The 19,623-nt window shown below is 54.5% G+C and carries 12 protein-coding genes and 1 pseudogene; 8 read left to right on the top strand and 5 right to left on the bottom strand.

The genetic code is table 11. The features are described from left to right. Positions 1-32 precede the first annotated feature (32 nt). Positions 33-896, bottom strand: a complete 864-nt coding sequence (locus tag Q9J79_RS05365; protein WP_301911721.1) for a YoaK family protein — start codon at positions 894-896, stop codon at positions 33-35. A 128-nt stretch (positions 897-1,024) separates the two neighbouring features. Here Q9J79_RS05365 and Q9J79_RS05360 point away from each other — a divergent pair, with 128 nt between their 5' ends. From Q9J79_RS05360 to Q9J79_RS05345, 4 genes are all read left to right on the top strand, one after another. Further along, entirely contained in the window at positions 1,025-1,399 is a 375-nt protein-coding gene (locus tag Q9J79_RS05360; protein WP_304685299.1) for a hypothetical protein, read from the top strand. 100 nt (positions 1,400-1,499) lie between these two features. Beyond that, positions 1,500-2,423: a bifunctional riboflavin kinase/FAD synthetase gene (ribF, locus tag Q9J79_RS05355; RefSeq protein ID WP_304680070.1), complete on the top strand. Its 924-nt coding sequence runs from the start codon at positions 1,500-1,502 to the stop codon at positions 2,421-2,423. Between the two features lie 141 nt (positions 2,424-2,564). Next, entirely contained in the window at positions 2,565-5,354 is a 2,790-nt protein-coding gene (gene ileS, locus Q9J79_RS05350; protein WP_304685300.1) for an isoleucine--tRNA ligase, read from the top strand. 176 nt (positions 5,355-5,530) lie between these two features. Then, on the top strand, positions 5,531-5,674 hold the full coding sequence (locus Q9J79_RS05345; protein WP_301911718.1) for a hypothetical protein: 144 nt from the start codon (positions 5,531-5,533) through the stop codon (positions 5,672-5,674). A 233-nt stretch (positions 5,675-5,907) separates the two neighbouring features. Here the strand turns inward: Q9J79_RS05345 and Q9J79_RS05340 are convergent, their stop codons facing one another. Continuing rightward, on the bottom strand, positions 5,908-6,663 hold the full coding sequence (locus Q9J79_RS05340) for an opacity family porin (RefSeq protein WP_304711358.1): 756 nt from the start codon (positions 6,661-6,663) through the stop codon (positions 5,908-5,910). Positions 6,664-8,478: 1,815 nt separating this feature from the next. On the opposite strand from Q9J79_RS05340, the gene lspA reads away from it, so the two are divergent. Together lspA and ispH are read left to right on the top strand one after the other, a co-directional pair. Next, positions 8,479-8,973, top strand: a complete 495-nt coding sequence (lspA, locus tag Q9J79_RS05335; RefSeq protein WP_301911717.1) for a signal peptidase II — start codon at positions 8,479-8,481, stop codon at positions 8,971-8,973. A gap of 29 nt (positions 8,974-9,002) precedes the next feature. Next, on the top strand, positions 9,003-9,971 hold the full coding sequence (gene ispH / locus Q9J79_RS05330; RefSeq protein ID WP_301911716.1) for a 4-hydroxy-3-methylbut-2-enyl diphosphate reductase: 969 nt from the start codon (positions 9,003-9,005) through the stop codon (positions 9,969-9,971). 86 nt (positions 9,972-10,057) lie between these two features. Here ispH and Q9J79_RS05325 read toward each other — a convergent pair whose 3' ends face one another. Beyond that, a complete protein-coding gene (locus tag Q9J79_RS05325) occupies positions 10,058-10,717 on the bottom strand; it encodes an HAD-IA family hydrolase (RefSeq protein WP_301911715.1) in 660 nt (219 codons plus the stop codon). 159 nt (positions 10,718-10,876) lie between these two features. On the opposite strand from Q9J79_RS05325, the gene Q9J79_RS05320 reads away from it, so the two are divergent. Both Q9J79_RS05320 and Q9J79_RS05315 read left to right on the top strand, forming a co-directional pair. Continuing rightward, positions 10,877-13,033 (top strand): TonB-dependent siderophore receptor, encoded by a 2,157-nt coding sequence (locus Q9J79_RS05320; RefSeq protein ID WP_301911714.1) that lies wholly within the window; start codon positions 10,877-10,879, stop codon positions 13,031-13,033. 69 nt (positions 13,034-13,102) lie between these two features. After that, entirely contained in the window at positions 13,103-14,035 is a 933-nt protein-coding gene (locus Q9J79_RS05315) for an alpha/beta hydrolase (RefSeq protein WP_301911713.1), read from the top strand. A 206-nt stretch (positions 14,036-14,241) separates the two neighbouring features. Here Q9J79_RS05315 and dnaE read toward each other — a convergent pair whose 3' ends face one another. Together dnaE and Q9J79_RS05305 are read right to left on the bottom strand one after the other, a co-directional pair. Beyond that, on the bottom strand, positions 14,242-17,676 hold the full coding sequence (gene dnaE, locus Q9J79_RS05310; RefSeq protein ID WP_301911712.1) for a DNA polymerase III subunit alpha: 3,435 nt from the start codon (positions 17,674-17,676) through the stop codon (positions 14,242-14,244). 217 nt (positions 17,677-17,893) lie between these two features. Continuing rightward, positions 17,894-19,597 (bottom strand): annotated as a pseudogene (locus Q9J79_RS05305) (ABC transporter ATP-binding protein/permease). Positions 19,598-19,623 lie beyond the last annotated feature (26 nt).

The raw sequence follows: 19,623 nt of genomic DNA, 5'->3' as shown, positions 1-19,623 counted from the left end.
AATTACCCGATTTTGCCCGAAACAACGCCGGTTTATCGTGATTTGCGCCGAAACCGCCGCCACATCCACAAAAAACGTACCTTCACATCGTAGCCGACCGAACCCGCGCCCAATATCAGCAGGGTTGCCGAAACGGGCAGGGCAAAGTGGTGTCCGATTTTATGGTAGCCCCACGCGCCGATGATGCCGCCGAGCAGGAAGGTCTGCATCATGCCGCCGAGCAGCCACATTTTCGGTTTGTTGACGCGCACGTGCGGCAGGCGCGGATGGTGGGTTTTGGAATAGTACAGCGCACGAGAGATTTCGATGCCCAAGTCGGTTGCTGTGCCGGTCATATGGGTCGAGCGGATGGCACCGCCCGATAAAAGCGTCATGACCGTGTTGTGCATGCCCATGATGAAACAGAGCAGAAACAGCGCGAGCGAAGGGAAAACCGGCCCGCCGCCGCCGATGTCCCATTGCAGCGCGGTAATGCCGAACAGGCCGAAAACCAGCAGGTAAACCGCTTCCAGCCACATCGACAACCCGTAGCTGCCCCGAAAGCGCATCTGCTGCGTCCATAAAATCACCCAGCCCGAATGCGCCGCACCCGCGATGAAACACAACACGCTGACCAAAGCCGCCGCCGCCGTCGCCCACTGCTTCAGATAAACCATATCCGCCAGCAGCGACATCGAACCGGTAACGTGCGAGGTATAGCGCGCAAACGCAAAAAAACCGCCGGCATTGATTGCGCCTGCCAGCAGCGACATGATGTAACCCAAACGGCGGAAACGCGCATCGGAGATATGGTGTTCGTGCAGGTACGGGCGGTCTGCCTGCCAAAACGGAGGCAGATGCAGGCGGTTGCGGCGCGGAGTGCGGGCGTGTTTGGCATGGCGGTCGGATTCGTTCATAACGGACGGGCGGCTCGGACGGAAAATTCAAAACCCGCATTTTATAGCGGAAACGGCAACGGGGCGAACTTCACAAGTGCTTGAAAAAAGCGTACATTAAACCTGTTTCCAATCAGAGGGCAGACACCATGCGTCCACACATCGCGGCAGTTGCCGCACTCCTCGCTCTGACTGCCTGCGCCACTCCCGAACAGCAGGCGGCACGCCGTCAGGCACAGCAACGCTACGAACAGGACCTGCAAGTCGCCCTTGCAGCGCAATGCGACCGCGAGACCGCACAGCTTATCCGCCGTCAGTTCGATTCAGGATATGCGCCTATGCCCGATGCCGAAAGACAGATATTTAAAACACGCTATACCGAAAAGCTTTCCGATCCCATGTTCCAAGCCTGTTACAAAATGGCGTGGCAGAACCACATCTCGCAACAGCAGCTGAAAGAAGTACGCCTGTCGCGCTATTACGACGATTGGGGCTATCCGTTTTACCGCCCCTGGTGGTGGTAGTCAGAAGCGGCGGCATATGCCGTCTGAACGCGCCTACTGTCTATAAACCGCAATACCGTTTACAATGACCGCCTGTCTCACCACATACCCGAACATAACAATGAAAATCAGGCTGGGGCGGCATGACGCGCCCGACTTTCCACAGGGTGCCGCCGTAACCATAGGTAACTTCGACGGCGTACACCTTGGACACAAACACATCCTCCAAAAACTCCGCCTCGAAGCCGATACGCGCGGATTGCCCGTCGTGGCCGTCGTTTTCGAACCCCAACCTAAAGAATTTTTTGCACTCCGCACCGGCAGGATGCCGCCGTGCCGGATCAGCCCCCTGCGCACCAAGCTCGAATTATTGGAAGGCACAGGCTGTGTCGATGCCGTCTGGGTTTTGCGTTTCGATCAAAATTTTTCCGAAATATCCGCGCAAGGGTTTATCGACCGCCTGCTGCGTCAAACCTTGAATACGCGTTATTTGCTCGTCGGCGACGATTTCCGTTTCGGTGCGGGGCGGGAAGGCTGTTTTGAACTTTTGGCACAACAGCCCGATATGCAAACCGAGCGTACGCCCTCCGTCATCGTCGAAGACATCCGCACCAGCAGTACCGCCGTGCGACAAGCCCTTTCAGACGGCAACCTTGCCTATGCGAAAAAACTTTTGGGACACGACTACGTTTTGGGGGGCAGGGTGGTACACGGCAGAAAACTCGGACGCACCCTAAACGCCCCGACCGCCAATATCCGCCTGCCCGACCACCGTTATGCCCTCGGCGGCGTGTTTGTCGTCGAAGCAGACGGCGCATTCGGCACGCGGCGCGGCGTGGCGAGCTTCGGCTTCAATCCCACCGTCGTTGATAGCGGCTGTTCTCAAAAGCTTGAAGTCCACTTGTTCGACTTTCAAGGCGACTTGTACGGACAACGGCTGAACGTCCGCTTCCTGCACAAACTGCGCGACGAGGAAAAGTTTGATGGTATGGAAGAACTGAAAAGGCAGATAGCAGCCGATATGGAAGCCGCAAAGTGTTGGTAGAAAAACCTTATACAAACCATCCGATTGGGCTACAATCAATCTTTTAACTTTTCAGACGGCATAGGGGTTTCCCGTTGTGAAATACTGTTTGAGGCGCAATGCCGTCTGAAACCGAAATATTGTAACAATAGAGATTAAAAAATGACCGATTACAGCAAAACCGTAAACCTGCTCGAAAGCCCGTTTCCGATGCGCGGCAACCTTGCCAAGCGCGAGCCTGCGTGGCTGAAAAGCTGGTACGAGCACAAACGCTATCAAAAACTGCGCGAAATCGCCAAAGGCCGTCCGAAATTCATCCTGCACGACGGCCCGCCGTATGCCAACGGCGACATCCACATCGGTCATGCCGTCAACAAAATCCTCAAAGACATCATTATCCGCAGCAAAACCCAAGCCGGTTTCGACGCGCCTTATGTGCCGGGCTGGGACTGCCACGGCCTGCCCATCGAAGTGATGGTGGAAAAGCTGCACGGCAAAGACATGCCCAAAGCGCGTTTCCGCGAATTGTGCCGCGAATACGCCGCCGAACAGGTTGCCCGCCAGAAAAAAGACTTCATCCGTCTGGGCGTGTTGGGCGATTGGGACAATCCCTACCTGACCATGGATTTCAAAACCGAGGCGGATACCGTGCGTATGCTCGGCGAAATCTACAAATCGGGCTATCTCTACCGCGGCGCGAAACCAGTTCAGTTCTGCTTGGACTGCGGTTCTTCGCTGGCGGAAGCGGAAGTGGAATACAAAGACAAAGTATCACCTGCGATTGACGTTGCCTATCCGTTTAAAGACACCGCCGCGCTTGCCACCGCATTCGGTTTGGCAGGTATCGAAGGCAAAGCGTTTGCCGTTATCTGGACGACCACGCCTTGGACGCTGCCTGCGAGCCAAGCCGTGTCTGCGGGTGCGGACGTGGTGTATCAATTAATCGATACGCCCAAAGGCAAATTGGTGCTGGCGAAAGATTTGGCGGAAGACGCGCTCAAACGCTACGGTTTTTCAGACGGCATTGCTATTCTTGCCGAAACCACCGGCGACAAGCTGGAAAACCTGCACATGAATCATCCGTTCCTCGAACGCGATATTCCCATGCTCAACGGCGACCACGTTACCACCGATGCCGGTACCGGCTTGGTTCATACTGCGCCTGCTCATGGTCTGGAAGACTACGCCGTCTGCAATAAATACGGCATCGAGCTTTACAACCCTGTAAACGCCGAAGGCAAATACATCAGCGAAACGCCGCGCGTGGCAGGCATGAGCGTTTGGGAAGCTAATCCCGTCATCCTGCAATGGTTGGAAGAAACCGGCAACCTTTTGGCAAGCAGCAAAATCGAACACAGCTACGCACACTGCTGGCGCCACAAAACGCCGTTGATTTACCGTGCGACCGGCCAATGGTTTGTCGGTATGGACAAAGCAGGTGCCGATGGTAAAACCTTGCGCGATAAAGCCATCAAAGCCGTTGATGACACCGAATTCTTCCCATCATGGGGTCGTGCGCGTTTGGAAGCCATGATTGAAGGCCGTCCTGACTGGGTGGTTTCACGCCAACGCTATTGGGGCACACCGATGACCTTCTTCGTCCACAAAGAAACGGGCGAACTGCATCCGAACTCCGCCGAGCTTTTGGAAAAAATCGCCCTGAAAATCGAAGAAAAAGGCATCGAAGCATGGTTCTCCCTCGATAAAAGCGAATTGTTGAGCGCGGAAGATTGCGAAAACTACGACAAACTTTCCGACACGATGGACGTATGGTTCGACTCCGGTTCGACCCATTATTCCGTCTTGAAGCAGCGCAAAGAATTGGACTGGCCCGCCGACCTCTACCTCGAAGGCAGCGACCAACACCGCGGCTGGTTCCAATCCTCCATGCTGACCGGCTGCGCCTCATCCATGGGCCGCGCGCCTTACAAACAGCTTCTGACCCACGGTTTCGTGGTTGACCAAAACGGCCGCAAAATGTCGAAATCCATCGGCAACGTCGTCGCGCCGCAAGAAGTGTACAACGAGTTCGGCGCGGACATTTTGCGCCTGTGGGCGGCATCCACCGATTACAGCGGCGAATTGGCGATTTCCAAAGAAATCCTCAAACGCGTAACCGAAAGCTACCGCCGTATCCGCAATACCTTGAGCTTCCTGTTTGCCAACTTGAGCGACTTCAATCCGATTGAAGATGCCGTGCAACAGGCAGACATGGTGGAAATCGACCGCTATGCCTTGGTGTTGGCACGTCAGCTGCAAGAGCGTCTGGCAGGCGATTACTATCCGCGCTACGCCTTCCACTTTGCTGTAAAAGACATTGTTTCTTTCTGCTCGGAAGACTTGGGCGCGTTCTACCTCGACATCTTGAAAGACCGCCTCTATACCACCAAAGCCGACAGCCACGCCCGCCGCAGCGCGCAAACCGCCCTGTACCACATCACACGCAGCCTGGTTCTCTTGATTGCACCGATTTTGTGCTTCACCGGCGAAGAAGCATGGGACATCATCGGCGGCGGCGAAGAAGACAGCGTGCTTTTCCACACTTGGCACGAGTTCCCGACCATCAACGAAAAAGCCGAAGCCGAACTGGTGAAAAAATGGACGGCAATCCGCGAAGCCCGCGAAGCGGTAACCGCCGCCATCGAGCCTTTGCGCGCCGACAAAACCGTCGGTTCGTCCTTGCAGGCGGAAGCTGAAATCACCGCGCCGGAAGAAATGGCCGGCTACCTGAACGCCCTGGGCGAAGAATTGCGCTTTGCTTTGCTGGTGTCTAAAGCAGAAGTGAAAGTAGGTAGCGAACTTGCCGTTGCCGCCAAAGCCAGCGACGGCGAAAAATGCGAACGTTGCTGGCACTACACCCACGATGTGGGCGCGGTTGCAGGCCATGAAACCGTCTGCAAACGCTGTGCGGAGAATGTCGGCGGAGAAGGCGAAACGCGCCATTACGCCTGATAAAGTTTGAGCAAATGCCGTCTGAAACCGCCAAACAGCATTTCAGACGGCATTTTTTGTGCCGCGATTTGTCTTCATAATGGCGGAGGGGTTTCAAGATTACGGTGTTGTCGGGAATGACGGTTCGGGTATTTCCCTGCGCCCGCCCCGCGCCTGTAAACGGCAAGCGATTAAAAATGCCGTCTGAAGGTTCAGACGGCATCGGTGTCGGGAATCAGCGGGCTGTAGGGTGGGCTTCAGCCCACCATTTCCATCAATCCCACATTTCCACCGAATACACCGAATCCGCCCCTTTCGACAACCCAGCCCTATGCAACTGAACTGTCATTCCCACGAAAGTGGGAATCTAGAATCTCGGGGTTTCAGTCATTTCCGATAGATTCCCGCCGCGTCGGGGGTCTGGATTCCCGCCTGCGCGGGAATGACGGATTTCAAGATTACGGTGTTATCGGGAATGACGGTTCGGGTATTTCCACGCCCGCCCCGCGCCTGTAAACGGCGAGTGCATCAAAAATGCCGTCTTGAAGGTTCAGACGGCATCGGTATCGGGGAATCAGAAGCGGTAGCGCACGCCCAATGAGGCTTCGTGGGTTTTGAAGCGGGTGTTTTCCAAGTGTCCCCAGTAGTGGTAGCGGTATCCGGTGTCCAAGGTCAGGTTGGGTGTGATGTCGATGCCTACGCCTGCTACCGCGCCGAAGCCCACGCGGCGGATGCTGTGGCTTTGGTGGATGGGATCGTGGGCATTGGTCGGTCCTTTTTTGATATTGGCGATGGTAAGAGTTAATTGGTCTTCTACAGCAATGCTGTGTTTGATTTTGCCTAAACCAACCCGTGCACCGACATAGGGTTTGAAGCGGGTGCCGGTATCGAAATCGTAGATGGCGGAGATGCCGTAGTTGGATTCGGCTTTGAACGTGCCTTTGTCGGTGTGGTCTATTTCTGTTTTTACATCAAGGTTGTTGATTTTTTTGCTGTTTTCTGCGTGAATACTTTTGCCATGTCTCCAAGTATTATAACGGGCGTAATCGAGGGCGATGCGCCAGTTGCCGAAATCGTAGCCGACGGAAAGGCGGGGGTGGGTGGAATGGGTTTTGATGTTGCGGTAGTCGTCGAAGACTTTGGCGTTGTCGCTAGGGTAATCGTGGGTAATGTGTTCGTAGGCGTAGGTTAAATCTGCCTGCACATACGGGCCGCGGCCATTGTCTTCACCTGCCGCCTGCGCTGCGGAAGAGAAGAGAAGAGAAGAGAAGAGAAGAGAAGAGAAGAGAAGAGAAGAGAAGAGAAGGGTTTTTTTGGGGGCTGGATTCATTTTCGGCTCCGTATTCGGTTTAACTGATTAAAAGAGAACGATTTTTACTGATGGTTCAAAGGCGGATTGTATCGGGTTTGGGGCGATGTTTCAACACATAGGACCGCGCCTGATGCGCGCTTTATGCGTTTGGCGCGTTCGGCTGCGGGAATCTATCCCTCTCGGCACAGAAACTTGTCAGTAAAACAGCGAGCCGCAGGGCGGGCTGAAGCCCCCTGCGGTTACTGTCAGGTTTCGGTTATGTTGGAATTTCGGGAAACTTATGAATCGTCATTCCCGTGCAGACGGGAATCCGGTCTGTTCGGTTTCAGTTATTTCCGGTAAATTTCTGCTGCTTTTTATTTCTAGATTCCCACTTTCGTGGGAATGACGGCGGAGGGGATAAGTTCTTGCAATCTAAAATTTCGTCATTTCTATAAAATAGCAATCCGAAACAGCAACTTAAAAACAGAAACCCAAAAACAGAAACCCGAAACAGCAACCTGAAACAGCAACCTGAAACCCCGTCATTCCCGCGCAGGCGGGAATCTAGAACGTGGAATCTAAGAAACCATTTTATCCGATAAGTTTCCGTGCCAAAGGGTCTGGATTCCCGCCTGCGCGGGAATGACGGTTCAGTTGCATAGGGTCGGATTGCCGAAAGGGGAGGATTCGATGGATTCGATGAAAACGGTAGAAATGTGGGATTGATGGAAACGGCGGGCTGAAGCCCCCTGTGGTTACTGTCAGGTTTCGGTTATGTTGGAATTTCGGGAAACTTATGAATTGTTATTCCCGCGCAGGCGGGAATCTAGTCTGTTCGGTTTCAGTTATTTCCGATAAATTCCTGCTGCTTTTTATTTCTAGATTCCCACTTCCGTGGGAATGACGGCGGAGGGGATAAGTTCTTGCAATCTAAAATTTCGTCATTTCTATAAAATAGCAACCCGAAACAGCAACTTAAAAACAGAAACCCAAAAACAGAAACCCAAAAACAGAAACCCGAAACAGCAACCTGAAACAGCAACCTGAAACCCCGTCATTCCCGCGCAGGCGGGAATCTAGAACGTGGAATCTAAGAAACCATTTTATCCGATAAGTTTCCGTGCCAAAGGGTCTGGATTCCCGCCTGCGCGGGAATGACGGTTCAGTTGCATAGGGTCGGATTGCCGAAAGGTGAGGATTCGATGGATTCGATGAAAACGGTAGAAATGTGGGATTGATGGAAACGGCGGGCTGAAGCCCACCCTGTGGTTACTGTCAGGTTTCGGTTATGTTGGAATTTCGGGAAACTTATGAATTGTCATTCCCGCGCAGGCGGGAATCCGGTCCGTTCGGTTTCAGTTATTTCCGATAAATTTCTGCTGCTTTTTATTTCTAGATTCCCACTTTTGTGGGAATGACGGTTCAGTTGCTACGGTTACTGTCAGGTTTTGGTTATGTTGGAATTTCGGGAAACTTATGAATTGTCATTCCCGCGCAGGCGGGAATCCGGTCCGCTCGGTTTCAGTTATTTCCGATAAATTCCTGCTGCTTTTTATTTCTAGATTTCCACTTTCGTGGGAATGACGGCGGAGGGGTTGTTTGTTGATGAGTTCTCGCAGTCTAAAATCTCGTCATTTCCAATAAATTTCATATTTTTCATTTCGTTATTCTCAATCACTTATTGTCCGAAGACCGGTTTGTATCGGCCGGTAAAAATCCGTCTCTTAATCGACTGGCGGTTTTGCCCGATTTTTTGGGCGCATTAAGCGTTTCAGACGGCATTTGCCGTTTCGGGTACAGGCAGGGGGTTTTCGGGTAAAATGGCACTCTTTTATCCGGTTGTTGAAAAATATGTCTTCATCTGTTTCAAGTAAAACGCGCTATTGGGTATTGGCACTTGCCGCCATCGTGCTGGACCAGTGGTCGAAGTGGGCGGTGCTGTCGTCGTTTCAGTATCGGGAACGCGTCAACGTCATTCCTTCGTTTTTCGATTTGACCTTGGTGTACAACCCGGGCGCGGCATTCAGCTTCCTTGCCGATCAGGGCGGCTGGCAGAAATACTTTTTTTTGGTGCTGGCGGTGGCGGTGAGCGCGTATTTGGTACGCGCCATCTTGCGCGACGAGTTTGCAGCCCTCGGCAAAATCGGGGCGGCAATGATTATCGGCGGTGCGTCGGGCAATGTCATCGACCGCCTGATACACGGTCATGTGGTCGATTTCTTATTGTTTTATTGGCAAAATTGGTTTTATCCCGCCTTTAATATTGCCGACAGCTTTATCTGCGTCGGTGCGGTGTTGGCTGTGCTTGACAATATCGTCCATCGCAAAGATGGCAAAAAAACGTGAATGCCGTCTGAAAACGGAATACTGGGCTTATGAACGAGAAAACCATCATCCTTGCCAATCCGCGCGGCTTCTGCGCCGGTGTGGATCGGGCAATCAGTATTGTCGAACGTGCTTTGGAAGAGTTCGGCGCACCGATTTATGTGCGTCATGAAGTCGTCCATAACAAGTTCGTCGTCGATAACCTGCGCGAAAAAGGTGCGGTATTTGTCGACGATTTGGCGGAAGTGCCTCAGGGCGCGACGCTGATTTATTCGGCACACGGCGTATCGAAGGCAGTGCAGCAAGAAGCGGCGGAACGTGGTTTCCGGGTATTTGATGCGACTTGCCCGCTGGTTACGAAAGTGCATAAGGAAGTTGCCCGCCTCGATGCCCTGGACTGCGAAATCATCATGATCGGGCATAAAGGTCATGTCGAGGTTGAAGGAACGATGGGACAGCTCGAACCCGGGAAAATGCTTCTGGTGGAAACGGTCGGAGATGTTGCCAAACTTGAAGTCAAAAACCCCGACAAACTTGCCTATGTCAGCCAGACCACGCTCTCGGTCGATGAAACCAAAGACATCATTGCCGCGCTGAACGCGCGTTTCCCCAATATCCGCAATCCGCGCAAAGAAGATATCTGCTATGCGACAACCAACCGGCAAACCGCCGTCAAAGAGTTGGCGGAACAGTGCGACATCGTCATCGTGGTCGGTTCCCCCAATTCGTCCAACAGCAACCGCCTGCGCGAAGTGGCGGCATTGCGCGGAATCGATGCGTATATGGTGGATAATGCGGGCTACTTGCAACGCGCATGGTTTGAGGGAAAACAAAAAGTCGGCGTAACGGCAGGCGCGTCCGCGCCCGAAGTGTTGGTGCAGGAAGTGCTGGCAACCATACGCGGGTGGGGGCATGAAACCGTACGCGAAGGGGAGGGTGCGGAAGAAAGCATCGTGTTCGTCCTGCCCAAAGAGTTGCGCCGCGAGGGCGAAACCAAACCCGATTTGTGCAAACGTTGAGCAAGCGTTGAATGCTTGGGCAAAACAAATGCCGTCTGAACAACCTTCAGACGGCATTTGTTTCGGGTGTCTGATGCGGAAACCAATCAGGCGTAATGTTGTACAAGAAAACCGGGCAGTTCGGACAAGTCGTTCAATACGGCGAGATGAGGTGCGCTAAGGAGCTGTTCGCGCGAATGTGCGCCGGTGGTAACGCCGACTGCCGCCGCCCCCGCGTTTGCCGCCATATGCAGGTCATGCGCCGTATCGCCGACGACCAATGCTTCTTTCGGGTCGAGCCCCAGTTCGCCGCAGAGTCCGAATACCATTTCGGGCGAGGGTTTGGAGGGATATTCCCCCGCGCAGGCGGTGGCGAGCCAATAGCTGCCGGTGGCGGTTTGGCTGATGGCGCCGTCCAAGCCCGCCCGCCCTTTGCCTGTGGCGACGGCAAGCCAGTATCCTTGCGCTTTGAGCTTGTCCAGACAGGGCAGGGCATCGGGAAAGAGCGTCATATTGCGGTTGTTGGGATTGAGGTAATGTGCGGAATAGGTGCGTGCGATGTCGGCAACTGCGGTTTCAGACGGCATTTCGAGCAGGTCGCGGATGATTTTGGGCAGGCTGTATCCGATCAGACTGCGGACACGGTCTGTTTCCGGCATGGGGAATCCGCATTCGGCGAAGCTGCGGCGCATGGTGTCGATGATGGGTTGGGTTGTATCGGCAAGCGTGCCGTCCCAGTCGAAAATGATGAGTTTGGGCGGGGTCATGGCAGGTTGTTTGCGGTGAAAAGGCAGATTTTATGCGGAAAACGCAGACGTGTCGCATTTTCAACAAAATTTGTCGGCTGAGCGATATGTTTTTCCGAACAAGCCGCGTTGCGCTTTATTAAAATAGAACCATTATCATTTATGTGAATGGGACAGTTTATGTCAGTTTTCCGCATCAATATGACCGCCGCCACGGTTTTGGCAGCACTTTCGTCTTCGGTTTTTGCCGCACAAACGGCGGATTTGGAAACCGTCCACATCAAAGGGCAGCGTTCGTACAACGCGATTGCCACCGAGAAAAACGGCGATTACAGCTCGTTTGCCGCCACCGTCGGCACAAAAATCCCCGCTTCTTTGCGCGAAATTCCGCAATCCGTCAGTATCATCACCAACCAGCAGGTCAAAGACCGCAATGTCGATACGTTTGACCAGTTGGCACGCAAAACGCCCGGCCTGCGCGTGTTGAGCAACGACGACGGACGCTCTTCGGTTTACGCGCGCGGTTACGAATACAGCGAATACAACATCGACGGCCTGCCCGCGCAGATGCAGAGTATCAACGGCACGCTGCCCAACCTGTTCGCCTTCGACCGCGTGGAAGTGATGCGCGGGCCGAGCGGCTTGTTCGACAGCAGCGGCGAGATGGGCGGCATCGTAAATCTGGTGCGCAAACGCCCGACCAAAGCGTTCCAAGGACATATGGCGGCAGGATTCGGTACGCACAAACAATATAAAGCCGAGGCGGACGTATCGGGCAGTCTCAATTCAGACGGCAGCGTGCGCGGCCGCGTGATGGCGCAGACCGTCGGCGCGTCTCCGCGTCCTGCCGAGAAAAACAACCGGCACGAAACCTTCTACGCGGCGACGGATTGGGACATCAACCCCGATACGGTTTTGGGCGCGGGCTATCTTTACCAGCAACGCCGCCTCGCGCCGTACAACGGCTTGCCAGCCGATGCCAATGACAAATTGCCGTCACTGCCGCAACACGTATTTGTCGGCGCGGATTGGAACAAATTTAAAATGAACAGCCACGACGTGTTTGCCGATTTGAAACATTACTTCGGCAACGGCGGCTACGGCAAAGTCGGTATGCGCTATTCCGACCGGAAAGCCGATTCCAACTATGCCTTTGCCGGCAGCAAGCTGGGCATGAAAACCCCGGCAGGCCGCCCGGGCTGCAATACGGCTGACGACAAAGCCTGCGCGGTGGGTTTGGGTACAGAAATCAAACAAAAAGCCCTCGCGTTTGACGCCAGCTACAGCCAGCCTTTCCGCTTGGGCAATACGGCCAACGAATTTGTCATCGGCGCCGATTACAACCGTTTCCGCAGCACCAACGAACAAGGTCGTACTACTTTATATGCACGCGGCGGCCTGGCTTTAAACGAGTTCCGCAGCATACCGCAGGTTGATTTGATTGCCAACGCGCGCAAAGGCGTGCGCGGTTACAGCCATACCGTCGCTACCGAAAACCTCGACGAATTCGGCATTTACGGCAAATCCGTCTTCCATCCGGTCGACGGGCTGTCGCTCATCGGCGGCGGACGTTTGGGACACTACAAAATCGAAGCGGGCGAAGGCGACGAGTTGCACAAAGCCAGCAAAACCAAGTTCACCGGCTACGCAGGCGCGGTTTACGACTTGAACGACAACAACAGCCTCTACCTGAGCCTGTCCCAGCTCTACACACCGCAAACCAACCTCGATGCCGACGGCAAGCTGCTCAAACCGCGCCAAGGCAACCAGTTTGAAGTCGGCTACAAAGGCAGCTATATGGACGACCGCCTCAATACCCGCGTCTCCCTCTACCGCCTGAAAGACAAAAACGCCGCCGCACCGTTGAACCCGAACAACAAAAAAACCCGTTACGCCGCATTGGGCAAACGCGTGATGGAAGGCGTTGAGACCGAAATCAGCGGCGCGGTTACACCGAAATGGCAAATCCATGCAGGTTACAGCTATCTGCACAGCCAAATCAAAGCCGCCTCCAATTCGCGCGACGACGGCATCTTCCTGCTGATGCCCAAACACAGCGCGAATCTGTGGACGACTTACCAAGTTACGTCCGGGCTGACCATCGGCGGCGGCGTGAACGCGATGAGCGGCATTACTTCATCTGCAGGGATGCATGCAGGCGGTTATGCCACCTTCGATGCGATGGCGGCATACCGCTTCACGCCCAAGCTGAAGCTGCAAATCAATGCCGACAACATCTTCAACCGCCATTACTACGCCCGCGTCGGCGGCGCAAACACCTTTAACATTCCCGGTTCGGAGCGCAGCCTGACGGCAAACCTGCGTTACAGTTTTTAAAGACCAATATGCCGTCTGAAACGGCAGCCGCAGCATCATCAAACCACAACAAGCTGCGCGGCATACCCTATGCTCTCACAACTGGAGTATGGCATTGCGAAGGAAAACAGACCGAACCGGCAGGCAGACCGCTTTGCCGGTTCGGTTTTACCGCTTGCCGCCAGTCTGATCCACAAGCCGAACATCATGAAACCCATACCGACCGACACATTCCAACCTGCCATACTGCCCCAAGCCTTTGAAACCGAAATCAAATCCACCTGCACGGGGCGAATCTATCGGATTCAGACGGCAACACTCGGCGAAATGCCGTCTGAAGGCTATCCCATCCTCTTCGTTTTGGACGGCGAAGCCTTTTTCCCCGCGCTGTACAACATCATGCAGTCGCTGATGCCCAACCCCGTTACCCGAAGCAACGCCCCCTGCCTGATTGTCGGCATCGGCTACACGACAGGCAGTGTGCGCGACCTGACGCAGCGTGCCGCCGACTACACGCCGCCGCTTGGAGACAACGCCACAGCAGACGAACAGCGGCAGTTCGGACAGGCAGACCGTTTTGCCGAGTTTATCGACAGCGAACTGACCGCCTTTTTAGAAAGCAAATACCGGCTGGACAAAAATGAAACCGCCGTATTCGGGCATTCGTTCGGCGCACTGTTCGGACTGTATTCCCTGCTTTCCCACCGCCGCTTCAGACGGCATTGGCTCGTATCCCCCTCGATTTGGTGGCACAACAGGCGGATACTCGACTTTATGCCGTCTGAAAACCGGCTAAACGGCATCGATGTCTGCCTCAACATCGGCGCGCTCGAACGGGGCAGCGATTGTAAACGCAGGGAAGAACGCGATATGGCAGGGCAGGCCGAACACATGGCGGCAGAGTTGGACAGGCGCGGGGCCGCCGTCTTTTTCCGGGAATATCCGAATGCCGACCACGGCAATGTCCCGTTTCACTCGCTGACCGACTGCGTCGAATACTTGAGGGAAGCGTGGCAACGGTAGGGGGAAATTCAATATATGACTGCTTTGTTTTGCATCGGAAAATATAGTGGATTAACAAAAACCAGTACGGCGTTGCCTCGCCTTAGCTCAAAGAGAACGATTCTCTAAGGTGCTGAAGCACCAAGTGAATCGGTTCCGTACTATCTGTACTGTCTGCGGCTTCGCCGCCTTGTCCTGATTTTTGTTAATCCACTATATGTTCCGGCTTACCAATTCACGCGCACCGACCGGCTGCCGAGCAGTTTTTCCAGTTCGCCGAATAAGGTGGAACTCGGTGTAACCGTCCATTTCGGCGGCACTTGAAACCTGCCCGACGCTTTTTCGTTGGCATACGACAGTTGCAGCGGGATGCGCGGCGTGTCGGGCAGTTGGTGGGCGGCAAGCAGTTGTACCAGTCCGCCGATGTCGTGATGCGGGGCGAGGGCGAGGCTGAGGCTGCGGGCGTAGCGTTCGCGTGCCATTTGTAGGGTCATGACTTGGTTTGCCATGATGCGCAGTCCGTCGCCGCCGCCGTAGTCGTCGCGGCTGATTTTGGATTCGATAATCAGCACTTGGTCGGCTTTGAGGCAGTCGGCGCAGTTTTCCAGCGTCTGGCCGCCGATTATGATTTCAACCTGCCCGCTCAAATCTTCAAGGCTGACGAAGGCGATTTTGCCGCGCTTGCCCATCATGGTGCGCACGGTGGTTACGAACCCGGCGAGGCGCACGCTGTCTTGCGGTTTGAGTTTCGACAGTTTCTGCGGGGCGATTTGGCGGACTTCTTGGGCATACGGGCCGAACGGGTGGCCGGACAGGTAAAAGCCGATGACGGTTTTTTCTTCGGCGAGTTTTTCCGATTCGCTCCACATCGGCGCGTCAATGAGCCGCACCGGTTCGATGGCGTCTTCCATCATGTCGAAAAGCCCGCCCTGATTGGCGTTGGCGGCTTTTTGGTCGGCGTTGTTCATGGCAAGGTCGATGTTTGCCAAGAGCATGGCGCGGTTGGGTTCGATGCTGTCGAACGCGCCGCCGCGTATCAGGGCTTCGAGGGTGCGGCGGTTCATGTGTTCTTTTCCGACGCGCTCACAGAAGTCCAAGAGGCCGGTAAACTTGCCGCCGCTTTGCCGCGCGGCGATGATGGATTCGACGGCGGCTTCGCCCGTGCCTTTAATCGCGCCGAGTGCGTAGCGGATTTTCATGTTCGGATACGGCGTGAAGCAGTAGTCGGATTCGTTGATGTCGGGCGGCAGGAACTCGATGCCGTTGGCGCGGCAGTCGTCGTAGAAATGCTTGAGCTGGTCGGTGTTGTCCAATTCGGACGACATGGTCGCCGCCATAAATTCGGCGGGGTAATGCGCTTTGAGCCATGCGGTCTGGTAGGAAATCAGGGCGTAGGCGGCGGCGTGGGATTTGTTGAAACCGTAGCCGGCGAATTTTTCCATGTAGTTGAAGATTTCGTCGGATTTTTCGCGCGAAATGCCTTGTTTCGCCGCACCTTCGGCGAAGATTTCGCGGTGTTTCACCATTTCTTCGGGTTTTTTCTTACCCATAGCGCGACGCAGCAGGTCCGCGCCGCCGAGCGAGTAGCCGCCGATAATCTGAGCCGCCTGCATCACTTGTTCCTGATACACCATAATCCCGTAGGTCGGCGCGAGGATGCCTTCCAACAGCGGGTGGATGTATTGGAACTCCTGTCCCTTCATACGCGCGACGAAGTCGGGAATGTTGTCCATCGGGCCGGGTCGGTAGAGCGATACGAAGGCGATGAGTTCTTCAAACTTGGTCGTATGCGCCGTTTTCAGCATTTTTTTCATGCCGGTCGACTCGAACTGGAATACGGCGGTGGTGTTCGCATCGCGGAAGATTTGGTAGGCAACCTGGTCGTCAAGCGGAATCTTGCCGACATCGACAATATCGCCGGTGGTGTTTTTGATGTTGTTCTGCGCCATTTCGATAATGGTCAGGTTGCGCAGGCCCAAAAAGTCGAACTTCACCAAACCCACGTCTTCCACGTCGCCCTTGTCGTACATGGATACGGGCGAGGCGGATTCGTCCGCCTGATACACGGGGCTGTAATCGGAAATCTTGCCCGGCGCAATCAACACGCCGCCTGCGTGCATACCCAAACCGCGCGTCAGGTCTTCCAGCTTTTTCGCCAGCGTAATGAGTTCGTCCGCTTCTTCCGCTTCGATTAATTCCTGAATCTGCGGCTCGGCCTCCATGGCTTTTTCCAAACTCAGGGGTTTGTTGGCTTCCAACGGAATCAGCTTGGACAGTTTGTCGCACAGCATAAACGGCAGTTCCAGCACGCGCCCCACGTCGCGGATGACCGCTTTGGACGACATCGTGCCGAAGGTAACAATCTGGCTCACCGCCTCCGCGCCGTATTTTTCGCGCACATATTCAATCACGCGCCCCCGGTTGGATTGGCAAAAGTCCACGTCGAAGTCGGGCATGGAAACGCGTTCGGGGTTTAGGAAACGCTCGAACAGCAGCGCGTATTTCAGCGGGTCGAGGTCGGTAATCTTCAGCGAATACGCCACCAGCGAACCCGCGCCCGAACCGCGTCCCGGCCCGACCGGACAGCCGTGCGTTTTCGCCCAGTTGATAAAGTCTTGTACGATAAGGAAATAGCCGGGGAATTTCATCTGGATGATGATGTTCAGCTCAAAATCCAGCCGTTCCTGATATTCCGGCATTTTTGCCGCCCGCTCCGCCTCGTCGGGATAAAGCTGAACCATGCGTTCCTGCAAACCCTCGTTGGACAGTTTCACCAAATAATCATCCAGCGACAAGCCGTCCGGAGTAGGGAAGAGCGGCAGGAAGTTTTTGCCCAATGTGATGTGCAAATTACAGCGTTTGGCGATTTCCACCGTATTTTCCAAGGCTTCGGGCAAATCGGCGAAACGTTCCAGCATCGTTTCCGGCGGAATGAAAAACTGGCTCGGCGTAAAATCGCGCGGACGTTTCTTGTCCGTCAATACCCAGCCGCCCGCGATGCACACCCGCGCCTCGTGCGCGTTGAAATCGTCGCGGCTCATAAACTGCGTCGGATGCGTCGCCACCACCGGCAAACCCAATTCTTCCGCCAGCTTCACGCTGCCCGAAACGCAAGCCTCCCATTCTGGGCGTTCGGGCAGGCGTTGCAGTTCCAGATAAAACGCATCGGGAAACCACGCCGCATATTTCAACGCCGCCGCACGCGCCGCATCTTCATTGCCGTTCAACAGATTTACGCCCACTTCGCCGTAATGCGCGCCGCTCAAACAAATCAAGCCGCTGTTGTCGCCGTTTTCCAGCCATTCGGGATTGAGTTCCGCATGATGGATATTGCGGTCTTTGCCGACATAAGCCTCCGTCAAAAGCTCGCTCAAGCGCAGATAGCCCGCATCGTTGCGGATAATCAGCATGGCGCGGAACGGCTTGTCGGGCGCATTCGGATTGCCTATCCATACGTCCGCCGCGCCGACGGGCTTAATCCCCGCGCTGCGGCAGGCTTTATAGAATTTCACCAAACCGAATTCGTTCATCAAATCGCTGATGCCCAAAGCAGGCAAACCGTATTCCTGCGCTTTGGCAATCAGTTTTTTAATCCGCACCATACCGTCGGTAATCGAAAACTCGGTATGCAGGCGCAGCGGGATGTAGGTCGGTTCGGTCATGGCAAAATCGGCGTGGACAATAAAAGGCGTATTGTAGCAGGGTTGTCTTTAGATGGCGGTGTAGGTCATGCCGTTTCGGATTCAGACGGCATTGCCTGCAAATGTTTTTGAGCTTTTACGACGTCAAAAAAATGCCTCCTGCCGTATGGCGGAGGCTTCCCAAGGAGTATTGATAGATATAAAGAACTATCAAACTAGTTATAAAGAACTATATACCTTATTCGGACGGATGGCAAGCAGTTAAATTAATTTTACGTTCAAACAGGTTTTTGATTTCGTTTTGATGGCTGATGCCGATGACCAGTGTATCGGGCAGTTCGCGTTTGAGGATGTGCATCAGCGTCAATGCGGATTCGTCGTCGAGCTGGTTGGTGGCTTCGTCGAGGAACAGGATTTGCGGTTTGTGCAGCAAGGCTCGGACAAGGCTGAGCCGCTGTTGTTCGCCGCCTGACAGGAGGGAGTGCCATTCCTTTTCGGTATCCAAGTCGTCGGTCAGACGGCCTAACCCTACCTGTTCCAATGCCGTCTGAAGGGCGTGGTTGTCTGTATGTGCGGCATTCGGGTAGTTGGCGGTTTGACGCAGAGTTCCGGCGGGAAGATAGGGGCGTTGCGGTAGGAACAATGTTCTGCCTTTTAATGTGAAATTGCCGAGATAATAAGGCCACAATCCTGCCAATACGCGCAGAAGGGTGGATTTTCCGATGCCGCTCTTGCCTTCGAGCAATACCCATTCGGGGGCGCGGGCTTTGAAGGCGATACCGGAGAGCAGTTTGCCGCCGCCTTGGGTGTGGACGGTCAGGTCTTGCAGGACGAGGATGCCGCCTGCTTTGTTGCCGGACGGTGCTGGGTCGGGCTTTTGTATTGCGGCTGCCGTTGTCCTTTTTTCACTTATTTGTTCCTATGCCGTCTGAAAACCGGAAAGGCGTTCGACGACCGCCGCCCATTCGATAAGGCTGCGGTAGTAATCGGTAAACCAGCCGAAGCTGTCTTGAACCCGGGCAAACGATGTGCGGGTCTGCATCATATCGCCGAAGGTCAGGGTTTTCGCCAGATACATGGGTAATGTGGCGAGGATGGGGATAAAGATGCTGATGCGGACGTAGGTTGCAAAGAAGGTTTCTTGGCGGAATTCGCAGTTGGTCAGCTGCCGCCAGTTGTCGCGGATACGCTTGAAACGCTGTTTCAGGCGGTCTGCTTTGGCATCGTTGCCATTGTAAAAGGCGATTTGTTCGGCATTATCGCGCACACGCAGGAGGGCGGCGCGGTAATCGGCTTCGCGGTGTTGTCGGTCGATATTGAGGATTTTCAGTTTGCGGCCGACGAGGTGTGCGAAGAGTGTGCTGATGACGGAATAAATCAGGGCAACCCAGACGAGGTAGCCGTGCAGGGTGATGTTTTGTCCGCCGATATTGAAGGTTTGTACGCCGGAGAGCGTCCATAATACGGTAACAAAGGCACCGAGTTTGGTGATGTTGCTGATAAAGGAGCGAAACAGGCCGATACTTTGGTCGGCAAGCAGGTAGATGTCTTCGGCGATACGCTGGTCGGGGTTGTCTGGTTCGCCGGTCAGGCGCAGGCGGTAGTGTTTGTGTTCGTCAAGCCAGTGGTGTTGGAACTGCTCGGTCAGATGGGAACGCCAGCGGAAAATGAGGCGTTTTTGCAGCCAGTCCCCAAATCCGATGCAGGCAACAATCATTGCCATATATCCTAAAAATTCACTGATCAGGGAGGGCATGGACGCGCCGTCGAATGCGGCCAGCGCATCATAGAAGCGTTTGTCCCAAGCGGCTATCCAAACGCTGACGGTGGTTGAAAAAAGCGTAAGGCCGATGAGTGGGGCGAGTATCAGCCATTGGGTTTTGCTGTGTCTGCCTGTCCAAAACGGACGGGCAAGATTAAGGAAGTTTTTTAGGGGTTTCATGATGTTTTTAATGCATACGGCAAGCC

Source organism: Neisseria viridiae (assembly GCF_962747995.1).
Lineage (GTDB): Bacteria > Pseudomonadota > Gammaproteobacteria > Burkholderiales > Neisseriaceae > Neisseria > Neisseria viridiae.
The sequence above is the reverse complement of the archived record's forward strand: the minus strand, read 5'-3'. Positions and strand labels throughout refer to the sequence as shown.

Coding starts and splice junctions, on each gene's coding strand:
- Q9J79_RS05365 (WP_301911721.1), bottom strand. CDS start 896: ATGAACGAATCCGACCGCCATGCCAAACACGCCCGCACTCCGCGCCGC.
- Q9J79_RS05360 (WP_304685299.1), top strand. CDS start 1,025: ATGCGTCCACACATCGCGGCAGTTGCCGCACTCCTCGCTCTGACTGCC.
- ribF (WP_304680070.1), top strand. CDS start 1,500: ATGAAAATCAGGCTGGGGCGGCATGACGCGCCCGACTTTCCACAGGGT.
- ileS (WP_304685300.1), top strand. CDS start 2,565: ATGACCGATTACAGCAAAACCGTAAACCTGCTCGAAAGCCCGTTTCCG.
- Q9J79_RS05345 (WP_301911718.1), top strand. CDS start 5,531: ATGCCGTCTGAAGGTTCAGACGGCATCGGTGTCGGGAATCAGCGGGCT.
- Q9J79_RS05340 (WP_304711358.1), bottom strand. CDS start 6,663: ATGAATCCAGCCCCCAAAAAAACCCTTCTCTTCTCTTCTCTTCTCTTC.
- lspA (WP_301911717.1), top strand. CDS start 8,479: ATGTCTTCATCTGTTTCAAGTAAAACGCGCTATTGGGTATTGGCACTT.
- ispH (WP_301911716.1), top strand. CDS start 9,003: ATGAACGAGAAAACCATCATCCTTGCCAATCCGCGCGGCTTCTGCGCC.
- Q9J79_RS05325 (WP_301911715.1), bottom strand. CDS start 10,717: ATGACCCCGCCCAAACTCATCATTTTCGACTGGGACGGCACGCTTGCC.
- Q9J79_RS05320 (WP_301911714.1), top strand. CDS start 10,877: ATGTCAGTTTTCCGCATCAATATGACCGCCGCCACGGTTTTGGCAGCA.
- Q9J79_RS05315 (WP_301911713.1), top strand. CDS start 13,103: ATGCTCTCACAACTGGAGTATGGCATTGCGAAGGAAAACAGACCGAAC.
- dnaE (WP_301911712.1), bottom strand. CDS start 17,676: ATGACCGAACCGACCTACATCCCGCTGCGCCTGCATACCGAGTTTTCG.